This window comes from Chitinophaga agri (assembly GCF_010093065.1).
Taxonomy (GTDB): domain Bacteria; phylum Bacteroidota; class Bacteroidia; order Chitinophagales; family Chitinophagaceae; genus Chitinophaga; species Chitinophaga agri.
Genome location: NZ_CP048113.1, coordinates 7075121 through 7091978, shown reverse-complemented (window position 1 = coordinate 7091978; position 16858 = coordinate 7075121). Strand labels below are relative to the sequence as shown.

The window sequence follows — 16858 nt, the reverse complement described above, 5'->3', positions numbered from 1 at the left end:
AAAAGCGCGAAAAAACTGAAGTACAGAGATGACTTCATCAGATATGCATTTCAATGTTATGGTAAAGGAATGGATCAAAGCAGCTGAAGACAGTCGTCATACCGCTTCAGCTGCTGTTTATCTGTCATCCGGAGATGGATCAGGTAGTACTTAACTTTGCTTCAGGAGGGCTCTTTTTCTGGAAACGGTTCTTCCATTTCTCAATGATCAGGTACATCGCCGGCACTACGAATAAGGTCAGGATCATAGAGCTGGTCAGCCCGCCGATGATCACCCAGGCCATACCATTTTTGATCTCTGAACCTGCGCCTGTAGCGAGTGCGATAGGCAGCATCCCCAGGATCATCGCCAGTGTTGTCATCAGGATAGGTCGCAAACGTTCCTTACCGGCTTCAATTAACGCCTCTCTCACCGGACGTCCTTCTTCTTTCAGCTGATTGGTAAAATCGACGATCAGGATCGCATTCTTTGACACCAAACCCAGCAACATGATCACCCCAATGATGGAGAAGATGTTCAATGTTTCCATGGATAAGGCAAGTGCCAGCAACGCACCGATCAGTGCGACTGGTATAGAGAATAACACCACGAATGGATAGATCACACTCTCATACAACGCCACCATGATCAGGTACACCAGCAGGATCGCTGTGATCAATGCCAGTCCCAGACTCTCAAATGCATCTCCCTGGTTCTTTACATCACCCAGGTATTCCACGGTGACACCCTGTGGCAACTGAATCGACGCGACTTTCTTTTTGATGTCTTCCGCTACTGTACCTGTCGGCCGGCCAGCCACGTTCGCATTCACGTTGATAGAGTTCATGCGGTCACTTCTTTCCAGCACACTCTCTCCCATCGTTTCTCTTACATCGGCAAACTGACTTAGGATAAAACGCTCCCCGTTGTTATTGGAGAAGGTCAGGTTCCTTACATCATTGATGTTAGACCGGTCGTACCTGTCAAGGCTCACCAGGATGTCGTATTCGTTACCTCCCTGTTTGAACTTACTTTTATCATTCCCACTGAATGCATTCTGTAGTGCGCCGCCCACCTGGCTGGCATTTAAACCCAGCAAGGTCATTTTCTCTCTGTCCAGCTTTACTTCTATCTGCTGTTTCGGATCTTTTACAGACAATTGCACAAATTGTGTTCCCGGCACACTCATCACCTGTTTCATGTATTGCTCTGCCACCGAACGTACTGCCTTCAGATCCACACCTTTAATGGCGATCTGGATGGGGGCTGCATTGGCATTACCGGAGATAGAGGTCGGAGAAGCCGTTACCTTCACACCTGGTACCGCCGCTGCCAGTTCGCGCTGCATCATGATACCAAACTGCTCGGCAGTCATGCTTCTCTCTTTGGCATCTTTCAGCGTCACCGCCAGTTCCGCGCGATTCGCATTATTGCTGGTACCAGCCACACTTCCACTTACAAAACCGATACTGGAAAAGACTTTATCTACCTCAGGACGCTTCATGATAAGCTGTTCCACTTCCTGCGTGAGCATATTCGTCTGGTAGATATTTGCAGATGGATTCAGTTCCAGGTTGATGTTCAGTTCTCCCTGGTCACCGGAAGGAATAAAGGCAGCACCGATAAATCCTTTTGCGATCAGCATAACAGAACCGATGATCAATACAATGACACCTGATAACAACCAGCGCTTCTTACCTAACATCACCTGCAGCATGTGGGCATAGTTCTCCTTTAACCTGTCAATGAGGCTTTCAAAACCCAGGTTCGCCTTGCCCCACCAGCTCTTCGGATCCATATGTTCCAGTCTGCCGAAACGGCTAGCCAACATCGGCGTTACCGTGAATGATACAAAAAGACTCATCAATGTAGAGAATACCACAACTAAAGAGAACTCCTTCAGGATCGCGCCGATAATACCGCCTGACATGGCCAGTGGCAGGAATACCACCACATCCACTAACGTGATGGCCATAGCTGTGAAGCCGATCTCATTACGCCCTTCCAGTGCAGCAGTCCTTCTGTCCGACCCCATTTCCAGGTGCCGGTAAATATTCTCCAGTACCACGATAGAGTCATCCACCAGGATACCTACTACCAGTGACAATGCCATCAGCGTCATCAGGTTCAGCGAGAATCCCAGCAGGTACATTGCAATGAATGTCGGGATCATGGAGGATGGCAGGGCCACCATCACGAACATGGAGCTTCTGAAACTATGCAGAAAGGCCAGCATCACCACACCTACGATCACTACTGCCAGCACCAGGTCTTCCATCACAGCATCAGCGGAGCGGAGGGTATAGGTGGACTGGTCCGTAGAAATAGTAAACTTCAGTGCGTTATTTTTGTACTGCTGTTCGATATTTTCGAAGGCGGCTTTTACCTGCTTGCTCACATTCACCGCATTCGCGTCAGACTGTTTGATGATCTGGATACCGATAGAAGGTAATCCATTAATATGGTTGATCGCAGTAGCCTTTGCAGTCGCATCCACTACTTCAGCGACATCTCTCAGATAAATACTCCCCTTGCCAGGCTGCTGTCTGATGATCAGGTCACTCAGCTGCTGTACAGAGGTTACATTCGCATCGTACTGGATGGTGAACTGCTGGTCTCTTGTTTCAATACTACCCGCCGGAAAAGACTGGTTTGCATTATTCACCGCATTCGACACATCCGAGATGCTTAATCCGTAGGCAAATAATTTGCGCTGATCAACATTGATCTGGATCTGTCTTTCATCACCACCGATGATGTTCACCTGGCCGACGCCAGCCACGTTCTGTAATACGGGACGCAGTTGTTTATCAACAAACTCATAGAGACTGGCGGGCGTCATATTAGACGTCACACCAGCACGTATCACCGGTACTTCTTCCAGGTTAACCTTGTTCACCAGGGGGCGGTCCGCATCATCGGGCAGATCATTCAACGCCTGATCTGCCTTACGTTGTACGTTCGATTGTGCTTCATCTATATCTGTTCCACTCTTGAAAGAGATAATGATCTGTGAAACGCCTTCCTGTGAAGTAGAGTTGATCTTATCCAGCCCTTCTATAGACGCAAATACATCTTCGAGTTTTTTAGTAACGGACGATTCTACTTCGGAAGCAGAAGCACCGGGATATACCGTACTTACGGTAACGGTAGGTACTTCAATTTTCGGAAGGAGATTATAGTTTAATTTCTTGTAGCTTATCATCCCAAAGAGAATAAGCACCGTAAATATCACAATGATCAGTAAAGGCCGTTTTACGGCAACTTCTGCTATTGACATAAGCGAGCATATTTTTATTTGGAGACACTGACAGTGCTACCATCCTTTAAATTAATCTGACCAGATGTCACCACCTGCTCACCTGCTTTCAGGCCACTGAGCACCTGTACCATTCCGTTCACATCGGCGCCGGTCTGTATCGTACGCTGACGTACAATGCTATCCTGCAAAACGTATACGGAAGCATCTTTCACACTTTCTGTCAGTGCATCTCTTGGGATCACCAGTACCTGTTGTTCTGTTTTTCTGGAGAAATCAACATACACAAAAGTACCGGACCTGAGCAGTGCATCTTCTTCGTTGCCAATGAGGATCTCTACCAGGTAGTTATGCGCGTCATCCGCCTGCGGACTGATAAAGCTGATAGCACCATTGAATGTTTTACCCGGATATACATCTGTGGTGATCTTCACCTGTTGGCCTTCTTTCACTTTATATACCTCTGCTTCCGTCAGGTTCACCTGCACCTTTGCACGCGACAGATTGACAATAGAAGCCAGTTCTGTACCCGCATTCACGAACATGCCCTGTTCTACTTTTTTGGAAGCGATCACACCACTGGTAGGCGCGAGGATAGCGGCATCTGCCACATTCTTCTTCGCCTGCTGTACCTGGTTCACTGCATTTTCATAGTTCTGTCTGATCTCATTCACCTTTTCCTGTGTCGCAGCTTTTCCGGCGAGCAACTCAGTGTACACGTTCAGGTCATTACGCAGCTTCATTACATTGGTCTCTGCCTTCTGTAATTCCAGTTGCGCGAGACGGGTATCAGTCACCGCGAGGACCTGTCCCTGTTTTACTTTATCACCCAGCTCAAAGTTGACTTTCAGCAAGGTGCCACCTGACATGGCCACTGCTTTGGCTTCTTTAAATGGCGCCAGGTTACCTGTTTTGAGTATGCTGATCTCAAACAGCTGTTCGGTCACTTTCGCCACCTTTACAGGAATACGTACTGCGGCAACGGGCGCCGGTGTATTCTTTTCATTCAGTTTTCGCTTATTCGCAGCGAGTTTAAAAACGATCAGTCCAACGATCGCTATGACAATAATGATGGTAATATATCTGGCCTTCATGTGCTGATTTATAAAGCGGTATAAAAAGTCTTTAAGGTACCTGCTGTCTTCTCCAGTTCAAGTCTGGCGAGAATGAGGTTATAAAGTGAATTGAGATAGTTGTTCTGCGCTTCCTTTACTGAATTCTGTGCATTGATCCAGTCGGTCATATCTGTTGTACCTTTTTCGTACTGCAGGTTGGTCACATCAAATACAGACTTCGCGAGATCTATATTTCGTTTATTATTCTCGACGTTACTTTGTTCCTTCAGCAACTTCGTTTTGGCGTTCTCATATTCCAGCTGATATTTACCTTCATCCAGTTTCAGCTGTTCCACGGCATTCAGCTGTTTGTATTTTGCCTGGGTGTACTGGGCATTCCGCTTAAAGAAATCCAGTAAAGGGAAGCTGAGTTTCAATCCGACAGCGGCGTAGCTGCTCATGGTAGAGAAGGACTGCCCCAGATTATCACCAAAACCAACAGCACCATAACGTGCGTAGGCAGTCAGACGTGGATAGATCCCTGCTTTGATACGTCGCTGGTCGATATCCAGGAGTGCGGCGTTGACCTGTGACAACTGATAGTCTGTACGGGTGTGGGCCGAAAAGATATTATTTTCCGCCAGTGCCGGTGCCACTACATGCAGATTGCCTGCTACGGCGGCACTATCTACGGTCAACGGATCTTTGATAGGATATCCCATTTCATACTTCAGCTGGTTCTCCGAGAGCGTGATATTACTTTCTGACACCACGATCTGAGACATCGTATTGTTATAGTCAACAGTTACCTTGTCCAGTTCCTTTTGCAGGGTTGTCCCCTTATTTACACGCTGTGAGGTAACGTTCATCTGCTGCTGGTATTTCTCCAGATTGGTCCTCAGCATACCGAGTTGCTCCCTGTAAATGAAGATCTGGTAATACGCATTGGTGATGTTGTAGATGATCGTCTCTTCGCTCTTTCTCTGGTTAAGCGCTGCCTGTTGCTTATTGAACTTATTGGCTTTCAGGCCGATGATCAGGGACTGATCGTAAATGGTCTGATCCAGCTGCGCCGACCCATTGGTATTGAACTTCTTAGTGAATGCGACACGGATATCCTCAGGGCCGAACACCCCTGCCGGGATGACTGTTTGCTGTACTTTCAGGTTGTCGTCCAGGGTACCATTCAGGCTGACAGCGGGCAGATAGGCGGCGAGCGCTTCCTTCGCCTGCGCGTCAGCTGCTTTCTTTTCGTTGTCGTAGATCACACTGTTACGGTTGTTCTTTATACCGTACTCGATGCAGCTACGTAGTGTCCAGACCGATTGCCCGAATAGCCAGGATGGTAGTAACGTAAGTGCCGTAATTAATAGTCTTTTACTCATATATTAAACTGCATAAAGCCCTGTCCGGCCGCTATAAGAGGCGGCCAGTCAGTAATTGCCAGCAAAGCTAGATGATCCCGTTATCCTCTTTCCCTTTATTACTATGAGAGAGACATATGGGGTGATGAAATGATCAAAAACACAAACGAAATGCCAGAGAGGGAACTCACTGCTCCATCCAGCGGAGAAAATCCTGTGCTTTCAGGCGGCTGATAATGATCTTATCGGGTGTCTTACAGGTAGTTTTGACAACGAGTCTGCGATTGAAGTAGTGTTCAATATCCTGTACAACGTTCCTGTTGATGATAAACTGACGGTTCGCTTTGAAGAAAAACTGTGGGTTCAGCATTTCTTCCAGTTGTTCGATGGTGTACTGTACTGTGTATTCAGGTCCTTCGGTACTGTAGAGTCTTACAACACCACCCGAAGTATATACGAATGAAATATTAGCGACTTTCACGGGAACGATCTTTTCCCGGTAGTGAATTAGAATGGACTGTTTGTAGTTATCTAACTGGCTGACAGCCTTATTTAAACTAGTAGCGTAGGCACCGGCGGAGAAGTGTTCCCGGACACGGTCGTACTTCTGCAGACTACGCTCCAGCATACTTTCATCAATAGGTTTCAGCAGGTAGTCGATACTGTTTGATTCGAACGCATTGATCGCATACTGGTCAAAGGCCGTAGAAAAAATGATGGGCGCATTGATCTGCACTTCCTTGAAGATATCGAAGCTCAGTCCATCGCCTAACTGAATATCCGAAAAGATAAGATCGGGCGCAGGGTTTTCCCTGAACCAGGTGATAGCCGTCGCCACGGAAGGCAGGATAGCCGTCACATCGATCTCAGGATCGACGTTTTCCAGCATTGACTTCAATTCATTGGCTGTCCGGCGTTCGTCTTCAATTATGATTACGTTCATTGCGGATTAAAGGTAAACTGACTGTAAATGTTTCCGGTGTATTATTTACGCTGACTTCACTGTTAAAGAGCAGCTGATACCTGTCTTTAATATTTTGTAATCCCAGTCCGGTGCTCTCTTCTGTTGTTTTTTTCGGCCGGTAGGTATTAGCTACCTCCAGTTCATTTTGACTATTGACGGAAATATAGATATTCAATGGCGCTTCCGGAGATAATACATTGTGTTTAATGGCATTTTCCACGAGCAGCTGCAATGACAGCGGCGGAATGAGGCGGCTGAGGTAGCGGTCAGGGATGTCGATCCTTACATTTAAAGCCGTCTCAAACCGCTGATGAAGGATGTATAGATACGAATGAATGAACGACAGTTCTTCAGAAAGAGCGGTCACATGATGTTCATTGTAATTCAACAGGTAGCGGTAAACATGGGCGAGCTGCACAACGAACTTCTTTGTATCCGGTTCTCCGGCCATGTTCTTTAATGTGCTCAGTGAGTTGAAAAGAAAGTGAGGACTGATCTGCTGTTGCAGGGATATTAACTGCGCACGCAGGTGCGCCTGTTTCAGCTGTTCATATTCCAGCTGCGTCTTCTGTAGTATGTTATTCGTATAGATGATGTTAAACACGATATAACAGATCATGTTAACAAAAAAACCCGCAACAAATCTTCTTAAAAAATAGTCGAAGCTCTCATCTACCTGAATATCACGGGGTGGCAAAAACCTGGAGGGCACATACAGGTCATAGTAATAAATGATGGTCAGTGCAACCAGTGTACCTGTAGCCATACTTAGTACAATCCTGATCTTATTGGGTAACGGTAATCTGGCGTTTCTGAAAAAACAATGTACCAGCCAGCAGGAGAGTATAAGGAATGTAACAGATATAATATGTCCGATTATCTGACTGGCACTCCAGGACCTCACTTCCCCTGACCTCCCTAGGATCGTACCTCCCACGAGTATGCCGATGAGGATAAAACACCATTTTAAGTGGTATGACTTAAACATATGCAAATGTACACATTAGGAGCGGCGAACCGCCGGCAAATGGTGTGAAATGTACATTTTCGGAGATGAAATGACTTAATTAAAGGAATTACGGAAGTCCCGGGGCGACTGGGCAGTCTGTTTCCTGAAGAACTTATTAAAGGATTGCGGATATTCAAAACCAAGCTGATACGCGATCTCGCCGATTGTCAGGGAAGTGGTGCTTAATAGTTCCTTCGCCTTGCTGATCATCCAGGTTTGCAGATATTGCTGGGTATTTAATCCCACCAGGGAACGCAGCATATCACTGAGGTACCGCTGGGATACACCGAGTTGACCGGCAATCATCTCTACGCCCGGCATACCGTTAAACAGGGCGGTGTTGTTATTGAAATAATCATTCAGCAACTGATCTAAAGCGGCAAGATGGTCGTTATGGGCCGCCTTCCTGGTGATAAACTGCCGGTTATAGAAACGGTTGCTGTAGTTGAGTAGTTGCTCTATCTGGGAGATGATAATATCCTGGCTGAAGTGGTCTATAGAAGATTGCAGTTCCCGTTGTATGCTTTCAAAAATGCCTGTAATGACCGCTTTTTCCTGTTCAGATAAGAAGAGTGCTTCATTGACCGCATAATCAAAGAAGCCATAGTTCCGGATGGTTTTTGCGATGGGATAGTTCCGGAGGAAATCAGGATGGATCAGTAAGGTCAATCCGCTGTAATCTGCTTCTTCCTCTGCAGCGGAGATGACCTGCATAGGCGCAGAAAAGCTTAATCCCCCTTCATCAAAGTCATAGTACTGCTGACCATATTTGAACCTTCCCTTAAAGTTGAACTTGAAGGAGATCTTATAGAAATTCAGTACCAGTCCTTTGGATAATGCGGTTACATCCGCCGTGATCTGTGCATAATCAGCAATGCTCAGCAACGGGTGCTGTGGTGCAGGAAGCCCTAAAGCGCTGTGCAGCTCAGATACGGAATGGAAGATATGTGGAGACTTTTTCTGTTCCATAGTGCGAATTTATTTAAAAGTGAGGGAATTGCTTTGCCCTCACTTTTAGCAGGAATATCAGGCGGGTTTGCTGAGGCTACCAAAATAAAGCTGGGCGATCTCTTTTTGAAAGGCTTCATTACCGATGGCTAGTCGGCGGGCATACGAGGCTTTAGCATCTTCGCCCGCTATATAACGCAGCTGGTCCTTCCCGTCAGTTGCTGCTTCATAGACAGTTGCAGCAATGATCTCAGCAGGGGTAAATGTCTCAGGATCGAAACCACCATACAGCTTTTCCTGCATGTCATTGTAGGCAGGATGTATCGTGGTATCCAGGGAACGACCCGCAAAATCCGTTTTTATACCCCCGGGGGCTACGGTCTTGATACCTATACCCAGTTGGTTGAGTTCAAAGGCCATACCTTCTGTCCAGCCTTCAATCGCCCACTTGGTGGCACAATAAATAGCAGTTAACGGCAGGCCAATCAGTCCGGCGATAGAGGTAGTGGTAATGAACAATCCGCGTCTCTTTTCTCTGAAATAGGGTATACAGGCACGGGTAAGGCGGATAACACCCAGTACATTGGTCTCAAACTGACGGGAGAGCTGTTCGTCTGTAACGGTTTCAAGGGGGCCAATCAGTCCGTAGCCGGCATTGTTAAGTACGACATCCACATCGTATTGGCGCATCACATCAGTGATCAGGGCTTCGGTCTGTGCCGCATCGGTTACGTCGAGTGCTTTCACCAGGATATGAGGTAACTGGTGCAGCTCCGTTTCCTGCTCCGGACGACGCATTGTAGCGATAACCCGCCAGCCTTTGGAGGAGAATAGTTTTGCGGTCGTCTTACCCAGTCCGGAGGAAGCGCCGGTGATCAGTATTGTTTTCATCTTTACATATTTTATACTGCAAAGATGGCAGGTATGTAAGGGGCGGGTGTAGCCAGGTTGGTATTTGTTGTATCCGGTTTGGTACAACAGCGCAGTACCGGGGGCACTGCGCTGTTCATATTATTGGTGTATCCGCCGTAACAGGTCAATGATACAGGCTTCATCACTTAAAATATTATCGTGATGCAGATGCGCGGCTACTATTACGCTGAGGTTTGCGGGATCGGCTATCACCTGGCCCACGTTATTATCCGGTAATGCAATAATATGATCGGACAATGCATGTGCCGGCGCGTAAGGATCGGACAGCAGATAATCCGGCTTTTGCATCGCTTTCAGCAGGGTCACCCTGGTATGGTACAGCTTTGCAGAAAGTGGCTGCTTTCCCAGCTGTAGTACGCCAGCGTCATAGGTATCCGGCAGCTCACTGACATTCACCAGGGCACTGGTCAGTCCGGCCAGCTGCTCATCTCCATCAGGGAGCACGGTGTCCAGCAGCAGGACCCGGATGTTATTAACACCCCTTGCTTCGAGTATACAGGCGATTTCAAGCGCTATCTGTCCGCCGAGCGACCATCCGGCGAAAACGTATTCCGGAGGCTGTAATGCGTCTATATATTGCAAATACTGAGCGGCGAGTGAATTCAGCTGCAACAATGGCGGCTGATGGTATTTATTGTAAGGCTCAACTCCGTAACAGGTATAATCCGTATGGAGCTGCTCCGCCAGTGAGGTATATACTTCCGCCCCGCCCCTGCCGGAATGGATCATGAAGAGGGGTGGTTTATGCTCCGCACTGTTCAGTTTGACTATATGCTGCTGTGTCTTCTTCTCTGTAATAGCCACAGCCAGCCGGGCAACCGTCTTTGCCAGGTACACATCCAGTACCCTGAGCCGCGCATCAAACTGCCGGTTGATCCTGTTAAGCAGCTGCATGGCCTGGATACTATTACCACCTATCCGGAAGAAATCATCCCGGATACTGATCTTATCTGCAGGAAGATCCAGTACTGCACCGAATAAGGCACACAGCTGCTCTTGCAAAGGCGTCTGTGGCGGGTCATACTGTACGGCCGATAGCTGTTCCGGGGCCTGCAATGCCCGGCGGTCTATCTTACCATTCGTAGTCAGTGGCATTGTTTCCAACACTACTATTGCTGACGGCACCATGTAATCGGGCAGGCGCTGTGACAGGTAGTCTGTTATCTGTACACTGCTGGTATGCGCTACACCAGAGACATATGCTATTAAGCGCTTTCCTGCCGCTTCACCGGTCACCTGTATCACCGCCTGCTGTACCAGGCCGCTCTGTAATAACACCTGTTCAATTTCGCCTGGCTCTACACGATATCCCCTGATCTTCACCTGCTCATCTATCCTGCCCATGAAATCGATATTACCATCAGGCAGCCATCTCACCAGATCGCCGGTATGATAGACGACCCCTTCATACAGCTCTCCATATTTCACCCGCACAAAGCGCTCTTCAGTTAATGCCTGCTGATTAAGATACCCCCGGCTCACACCTGCGCCACCGATACATAACTCACCCGGAATACCACGCGGTAACAGGTGACCTTTACGATCTACTATCAATAAACGGGTATTTGCAATGGGACGGCCAACCGGGATACGCTTGTGTGCAACTTCGCCTTTCGGACATTCATAGGCAACAGCTACCACTGTGGTTTCAGTAGGTCCATATTCATTGTAAAGGGTAATGCCTGACGGGAGCTGTGCGGGGAGCCATACAGGACATTCTTCACCACCGGCCACGATTGTCCGGAGATAATGTTCTTCCGGCAATGGCAGGATGTTCTTCAGCAGTCCGGGAGTGATATCCAGATGTGTGATCTGTTGTGCGGACAACAAGTGATGAAAAGTATGCGGATCAAGCAAGGCTTCTTTTTTCGGAACAAACACAGCGGCACCGCTGGTCAGTGCAAGAAAGAGTTGTTCCACCGAGGCGTCAAATGTAAAGGAGGCCGCAATGAGCACACGATCATTCCCGTTGATAGCAAAGGTACGTTTACGGTCGGTCAGCATGTTCACTACAGAACAATGTTCCACCATGACACCTTTAGGCGCTCCCGTTGAGCCGGAGGTATAAATAACATACGCGAGGTCAGTGGCATTGATCTCCGGAGAAGCCGACTGCTGTAATGTACTGACCGTAATGGCGGTAGCGACATCGATGACTTTACAATCTGCTGCCAGCGAAGCAACTTCCTGGTCCTTATCCGTATGCAACATTAACACGGCACCTGTCTCCTTCAGTATCCCTTTCACCCGCTCTGCCGGCGCATCAGGATCAACAGGTACATAGGCAGCTCCCGCTTTCAATATGCCTAAAATACCGACCACTGTCATCACCGAACGACCTGCGTATAGAGGTACACACATTTCCCTGCTGACGCCCTTCTCCCGGAGGTACCGGGCCACCTTACCGGCCTGTTGATCTAAGTCTTCGTACGTAAGCTGTCTGTTATCATCTATGGCAGCAACAGCCATAGGCGTCCGTGCAGCCTGCGCCTCAAACAGGCTTACCAGTGTAGCGGAGCGGTCATAATCAGCGTTTGTTTGATTAAGCGCGATCAACAGATCAGTGACTGCCGCCGGAGACAAGACCTTGCTGACATCCACCGTATCGTTATAGTGATGCAGGTAACAATCCAGTATTGCATCCAGCCAGGTATGCAGCTCTTCCAATGTCTTACCAGACAGTAGTTGCCGGTTCTGAGAGTAAATAACGGTCAGTACATTCCCTGTAATACTCACATCAAAGTCGAGGTAAGTATTGGTCCTGTCATTTCCCGGGCCGGGACCGGCAGCTGTTTCAGCAGCATGTCCGGCGGTGAATAGTCCGGGAGAGATCGTATCGTAAATGTAAAAGTTAGTGAAGTTGAAGAGTATGTCAAAGAAAGGATTTTCATCCGTAGACAGTTCATTATTTACACGGGCTATCTCAGGCAATGTCAGGTTCTCATTTTCCTTGATTGCCTTCAGTTTTTCTTCTATTCCATGGAAATAATGTTTCCAGGAGGTATCTTTTGCTGCTTTACTTACACGAAAAGGAACAGTGTTCAGGAAACAACCCAACAGCCGGTCGCCATCTTCCCGTACCGGACGACAATTCGTGGTCAGACCGATAGTCATTTCATCTTCATGTGTCAGCATGCCTGTGAGGAAAAGAAAGGCACCGAGGAACAGTGATTTTACAGACAGCTTGTCCTCATCGCACCGTTGTTTGAGCTGGCGCCAGTAGTCAGCGTCATATGTATGTATGTACTTGCGTTGCTCCGGCACTGCTGAGAAAAGCTGCAATCTCCTATAGCCATCCATCTGCTGTTGCCAGAAGCGCGTATGTGCGCCCGAGCGCTTTTCCACCAGGCTGTCTACGATGAAATGCCGGTAGGTACATTTCAAAGGCGTTAACAGGTCAGAAACCTCTTCATTGGCCTTTAACCGCAAATAAATATTGTTCAGTTCTGTATTGAGGTGTGCCACACTCCATCCATCCAGCATCGCATGATGAAACTCAAACACAAAAATATACCAGTCGGACAAGCGGATCAGTGTGCCTCTCCATAATGGTCCACGCGCCACATCAACAGGATGCCTGCGCTGTTGTTCCAGGTACGCCTGTACAAAGGGGGCGGCACTATGAATGGTCAGCTCATGCTTATCTATGTGCATGAAGTTGACCGGCAACTGCTGATACACGATCTGCACACCATTCCTATGCGCATGCATATCAAAGGCCGTACGTAATATGGTATGTTTCTCCACCAGTAATCCAAACGCCTTCTCGAACAACGCAGTATTCAGATCGGCAGGCAATACATGTGCAAACTGATCATGATAAATACCCTCGCCCGGATGCAGCAATGACGCATATACCATACCACTCTGTATATCACTCATGGGATAGATATCCGCAATATCAGCTGCATCATCACGATGTGCCAGTATCTCCTCTCTTAATGCAGCAAGCTCCCTTTCTACCTGCTGATGCATGGCATCTCCTTCTTCCGGCAGGAACGGCATAGCAGGCAATGCAGCGGACAACTGCGCTACTGTCGGCAGCTGATACAGGTCATACAGCCGTACATTCCTGTTCAACAACTGTCTTAGCCGGCTGACAACCCCGATCGCTATAATAGAATCGCCTCCCAGCCGGAAGAAATCGTCATGCACCCCCACCCGGTCCACCTGCAAGGCTTCCTGCCAGATACCGGCCACCTGTACCTCCGTTGCATCACGTGGAGCGACATATCCTTTTGCATGTAACTGCCCTTCCTCCGGATCTGGTAACGCCTGTTTATCTACCTTCCCGTTCTTAGTCAATGGTAGTACTTCCATTGTGATCAATGCTGACGGGATCATATAGCCCGGTAAACGCGCTTCCAGATAGGATAACAACACGGACTCCTCATAACCAGGTGTGGGTACGACATAGGCTACCAGGCGTCTGTTACTACCGTCTCCTCTCACTACGACCACAGCCCGGCTGCAATAACCACTCTCCTGTAAGACACCCTCTATCTCACCCAGCTCTATACGGAAACCCCGTAGCTTCACCTGGTCGTCCGTACGGCCAAGATAGGCGATACTACCATTGGATAAAAGACGCGCCAGATCTCCCGTACGGTACAGTCGTTCACCTGTAGCAGGGTGTGTGATAAAACGCGCTGCTGTCAGCTCCGGCTGACCAAGATACCCTTTGGATAAACCTGCCCCACCAACATATAGCTCACCGGGCACCCCTACAGGCTGTTGTTCCAGCCTGTTGTTCAATACATAGGCCGTACGGTTTGATAATGGATAACCTATCGGAATGGGCTGACCGGCTATGGCACCGGGTACAGTATAGGTTAATGAGAACGTGGTATTCTCTGTAGGCCCATATCCGTTGATGATCTTCAGATCAGGATAGGCAGCACGCAAACGACTGATATGTGTCTCTGACAACTTCTCGCCACCTGCCATTACCGTCTTCAGGCTTCCGAAGATGCTGATATCCATATCGATCAGCTGATGCAGCCAGCCGGCCGTAAACCACATACGGGTAACACGGCGCGCAATAATTTCTTCTTTCAGCTGCACACTGTCCAGTAGTCTCTCTTCATGCGCCAATACAAGTGTGACACCGTTCAGCAGGGTACCCCAGTATTCAATGGTGGACGCATCAAAAGAAGGAGAACCGGTAGACAATAACACATCATCTGCTGACCAGTCCAGGAAACCACTGCCTACCGCCAGACTCACAATATTCCGGTGGGTGACCATTACTCCTTTAGGGCGACCGGTAGAGCCGGAAGTATACATCACATATGCCAGACTATCTGCCGTTACACGAACAGGTAGCGGTGTTGATGGCATTAATCCCAGTATAGGCTGCGATGCTTCCAGCGTCAGGATCTGTGCATCACTATCAAACAGTTCACGGTATTCACTACTGGTGATGGCTACTGTATAATTTGTCTCCGACAACATCTGCGCAATACGTTGCTGCGGATAACGGGGATCTAATGGTACAAAGGCGGCACCTGCTTTCAGTATCCCGAGTAAGGTAATGATCAGGTCAGCAGAACGGTCTATACACACCGGTATCAGGCTTTCCGGTGCGACGCCTGATTGTACCAGGTAAGTTGCCAGCTGATTAGAGGCAGCTTCCAGTTCTTCATAACTAAGTACAGTATCTTCATATAACAAAGCCGCTGCCGCATGGTTGGTAAGCGCCTGCTCACTGAACAATTCCCCTACTGTTTTCTCCGAAGGATATGTCAGCGCAGGTTGCATATTCCATCTCTGCAGTTTGCGTTGTTCTTCCTGGTTTAAGAGGGATAATTCATCTATGCGTACTGCCGGGCGCTTCACAATGTCTGCCAACAGGATGATATAATGCCGGAACAGCTGCTCAATACTCTCCGGAAGGAATAAGTCCGTACAGTATTCCACACTGATCATCAAACCATCCTGTTTTGCCACCACGGAAATGTTCAGGTCAAACTGGGCGGTATCACGCTCCATTTGCTCCATTGTCAACAACAGGTCTCCCAGCTTCAATGCAGGTACTTCCGGCATATTCTGCACGTTGAACAGTACCTGCACCAGCGGGTTACCACTACGGTCATGTTGTTGTCCGGCCGCTTCTACGATCTTTTCAAATGGCAGGTCCTGGTGCCCATAGGCATTAAGAGTATTTTTCTTTACCTGGGCCAGCAATGTCAGAAATTCCGGATTGCCCTGCAGGTCATTCCTGAGTACGATCGTATTTGCAAAAAATCCGATGAGCGATTCCAGTTCGCTGGATGTCCTGCCTGCGATAGCCGTACCGACACTGATATCGGTCTGTCCTGTATAGCGGTGCAATAGTACATTGAATGCTGCCAGCATTGTCATGAACAGGGTGGTATGCTGTTCATAGGATAATGCAGATAATCCTGCCGCCAGCTCCCGGTTGATGTCAAACCATGCAATACGCCCGTTACTACTTTGTACGGGCGGTCGCTTAAAATCGAGCGGCAGCTCCAGGCGGGTGACATCCTGTAAATAATTTTTCCAGAAGCTGGTCTTTTGTTGCCAGTGACCATTGGCCTGTTGCTGGCGTTGCCAGATGGCAAAGTCTGCATATTGTATCGGCAAGGGCGATAAGGAAGAAAATCGTTGATGGATACGGGCGTCATATAACTCCGCCAGTTCACGCACAATCACCGAGAGCGACCATCCATCCGCAGCAATATGGTGCATAGAGAGCACCAGTACATGATCATCCTCCGCAAGACTTAACAAATGCGCCTTCAGCATATAGTCTGCCGAAAGATCGTAAGGTTCATTAAAGATCCGCTGGATCTTGTCCTGCAGGGCGGCAGGACTGTCAGCCAGTTCGGGCGCCGCCTGCAGGACCATTCGCCAGTCATCAGCCTGTATTACAGACTGAAAAGGCGAACTACTCTCCTGGCGTATCACGGTGCGTAATACTTCGTGCCGGTTCACAATTTCCCGCAGGGCATCCTCCAGGGCATCTTTATCAGGTACTCCTTTTAGCCGCAACGGGATCAATATCTGGTATTGTTTGCTACCATCCAGCTGATCAATGATCCAAAGTGCTTCCTGTCCGTATGAAAGCGGAATCCTTTCTCCGGGTAACACCGGAGATCGCTGAATAGCGGTGTTTACGGAACGTCTGTCCTCCAGGTCATATTTCAGAAAGTCACTGATCTCTTCTTTATACTGTCTGATCTCAGCCATCAATGACTGATCGATCAGCACATCCTTTTTTACCTTTACTTTGATCTTGTTCTCTTCCAGGTATACTTCTACCCCGCTTTTCCTGGCGTTACTCAATACATTGATCGCCTTACTGAAATCCGTCTGCATGGTATT

Annotated in this window: 9 protein-coding genes; 1 reads left to right on the top strand and 8 read right to left on the bottom strand. The window is 48.3% G+C overall.

Annotated features, from left to right (window positions below):
* The first annotated feature begins 28 nt into the window (after positions 1-28).
* A complete protein-coding gene (locus GWR21_RS31735; protein ID WP_262888476.1) occupies positions 29-154 on the top strand; it encodes a hypothetical protein in 126 nt (41 codons plus the stop codon).
* Here GWR21_RS31735 and GWR21_RS28250 read toward each other — a convergent pair.
* From GWR21_RS28250 to GWR21_RS28215, 8 genes are all read right to left on the bottom strand, one after another.
* The gene (locus GWR21_RS28250; RefSeq protein ID WP_162335050.1) at positions 140-3259 is read right to left on the bottom strand and encodes an efflux RND transporter permease subunit; all 3120 of its coding nucleotides are present in this window, start codon (positions 3257-3259) and stop codon (positions 140-142) included. The genes GWR21_RS31735 and GWR21_RS28250 overlap by 15 nt on opposite strands.
* Positions 3260-3273: 14 nt before the next feature.
* Complete coding sequence (locus tag GWR21_RS28245; protein WP_162335049.1) at positions 3274-4332, bottom strand: efflux RND transporter periplasmic adaptor subunit; 1059 nt, start codon at positions 4330-4332, stop codon at positions 3274-3276.
* Between the two features lie 8 nt (positions 4333-4340).
* Positions 4341-5678: a TolC family protein gene (locus GWR21_RS28240; RefSeq protein ID WP_162335048.1), complete on the bottom strand. Its 1338-nt coding sequence runs from the start codon at positions 5676-5678 to the stop codon at positions 4341-4343.
* A 166-nt stretch (positions 5679-5844) separates the two neighbouring features.
* Positions 5845-6600 carry a LytR/AlgR family response regulator transcription factor gene (locus tag GWR21_RS28235; protein ID WP_162335047.1) on the bottom strand — a complete coding sequence of 252 codons (756 nt, stop codon included), beginning with the start codon at positions 6598-6600 and terminating at the stop codon, positions 5845-5847.
* Positions 6581-7609 (bottom strand): sensor histidine kinase, encoded by a 1029-nt coding sequence (locus tag GWR21_RS28230; protein WP_162335046.1) that lies wholly within the window; start codon positions 7607-7609, stop codon positions 6581-6583. The genes GWR21_RS28235 and GWR21_RS28230 overlap by 20 nt, the downstream gene beginning before the upstream one ends.
* 75 nt (positions 7610-7684) lie before the next feature.
* On the bottom strand, positions 7685-8599 hold the full coding sequence (locus tag GWR21_RS28225) for a helix-turn-helix domain-containing protein (protein WP_162335045.1): 915 nt from the start codon (positions 8597-8599) through the stop codon (positions 7685-7687).
* A gap of 57 nt (positions 8600-8656) precedes the next feature.
* Positions 8657-9469 carry an SDR family oxidoreductase gene (locus GWR21_RS28220; protein WP_162335044.1) on the bottom strand — a complete coding sequence of 271 codons (813 nt, stop codon included), beginning with the start codon at positions 9467-9469 and terminating at the stop codon, positions 8657-8659.
* A gap of 120 nt (positions 9470-9589) precedes the next feature.
* A complete protein-coding gene (locus tag GWR21_RS28215; protein ID WP_162335043.1) occupies positions 9590-16852 on the bottom strand; it encodes a non-ribosomal peptide synthetase in 7263 nt (2420 codons plus the stop codon).
* Positions 16853-16858 lie beyond the last annotated feature (6 nt).

What these genes read in the sequence shown, in the direction of transcription:
- GWR21_RS31735 (WP_262888476.1), top strand. Translation starts at nt 29, where the DNA reads ATGACTTCATCAGATATGCATTTCAATGTTATGGTAAAGGAATGGATC.
- GWR21_RS28250 (WP_162335050.1), bottom strand. Translation starts at nt 3,259, where the DNA reads ATGTCAATAGCAGAAGTTGCCGTAAAACGGCCTTTACTGATCATTGTG.
- GWR21_RS28245 (WP_162335049.1), bottom strand. Translation starts at nt 4,332, where the DNA reads ATGAAGGCCAGATATATTACCATCATTATTGTCATAGCGATCGTTGGA.
- GWR21_RS28240 (WP_162335048.1), bottom strand. Translation starts at nt 5,678, where the DNA reads ATGAGTAAAAGACTATTAATTACGGCACTTACGTTACTACCATCCTGG.
- GWR21_RS28235 (WP_162335047.1), bottom strand. Translation starts at nt 6,600, where the DNA reads ATGAACGTAATCATAATTGAAGACGAACGCCGGACAGCCAATGAATTG.
- GWR21_RS28230 (WP_162335046.1), bottom strand. Translation starts at nt 7,609, where the DNA reads ATGTTTAAGTCATACCACTTAAAATGGTGTTTTATCCTCATCGGCATA.
- GWR21_RS28225 (WP_162335045.1), bottom strand. Translation starts at nt 8,599, where the DNA reads ATGGAACAGAAAAAGTCTCCACATATCTTCCATTCCGTATCTGAGCTG.
- GWR21_RS28220 (WP_162335044.1), bottom strand. Translation starts at nt 9,469, where the DNA reads ATGAAAACAATACTGATCACCGGCGCTTCCTCCGGACTGGGTAAGACG.
- GWR21_RS28215 (WP_162335043.1), bottom strand. Translation starts at nt 16,852, where the DNA reads ATGCAGACGGATTTCAGTAAGGCGATCAATGTATTGAGTAACGCCAGG.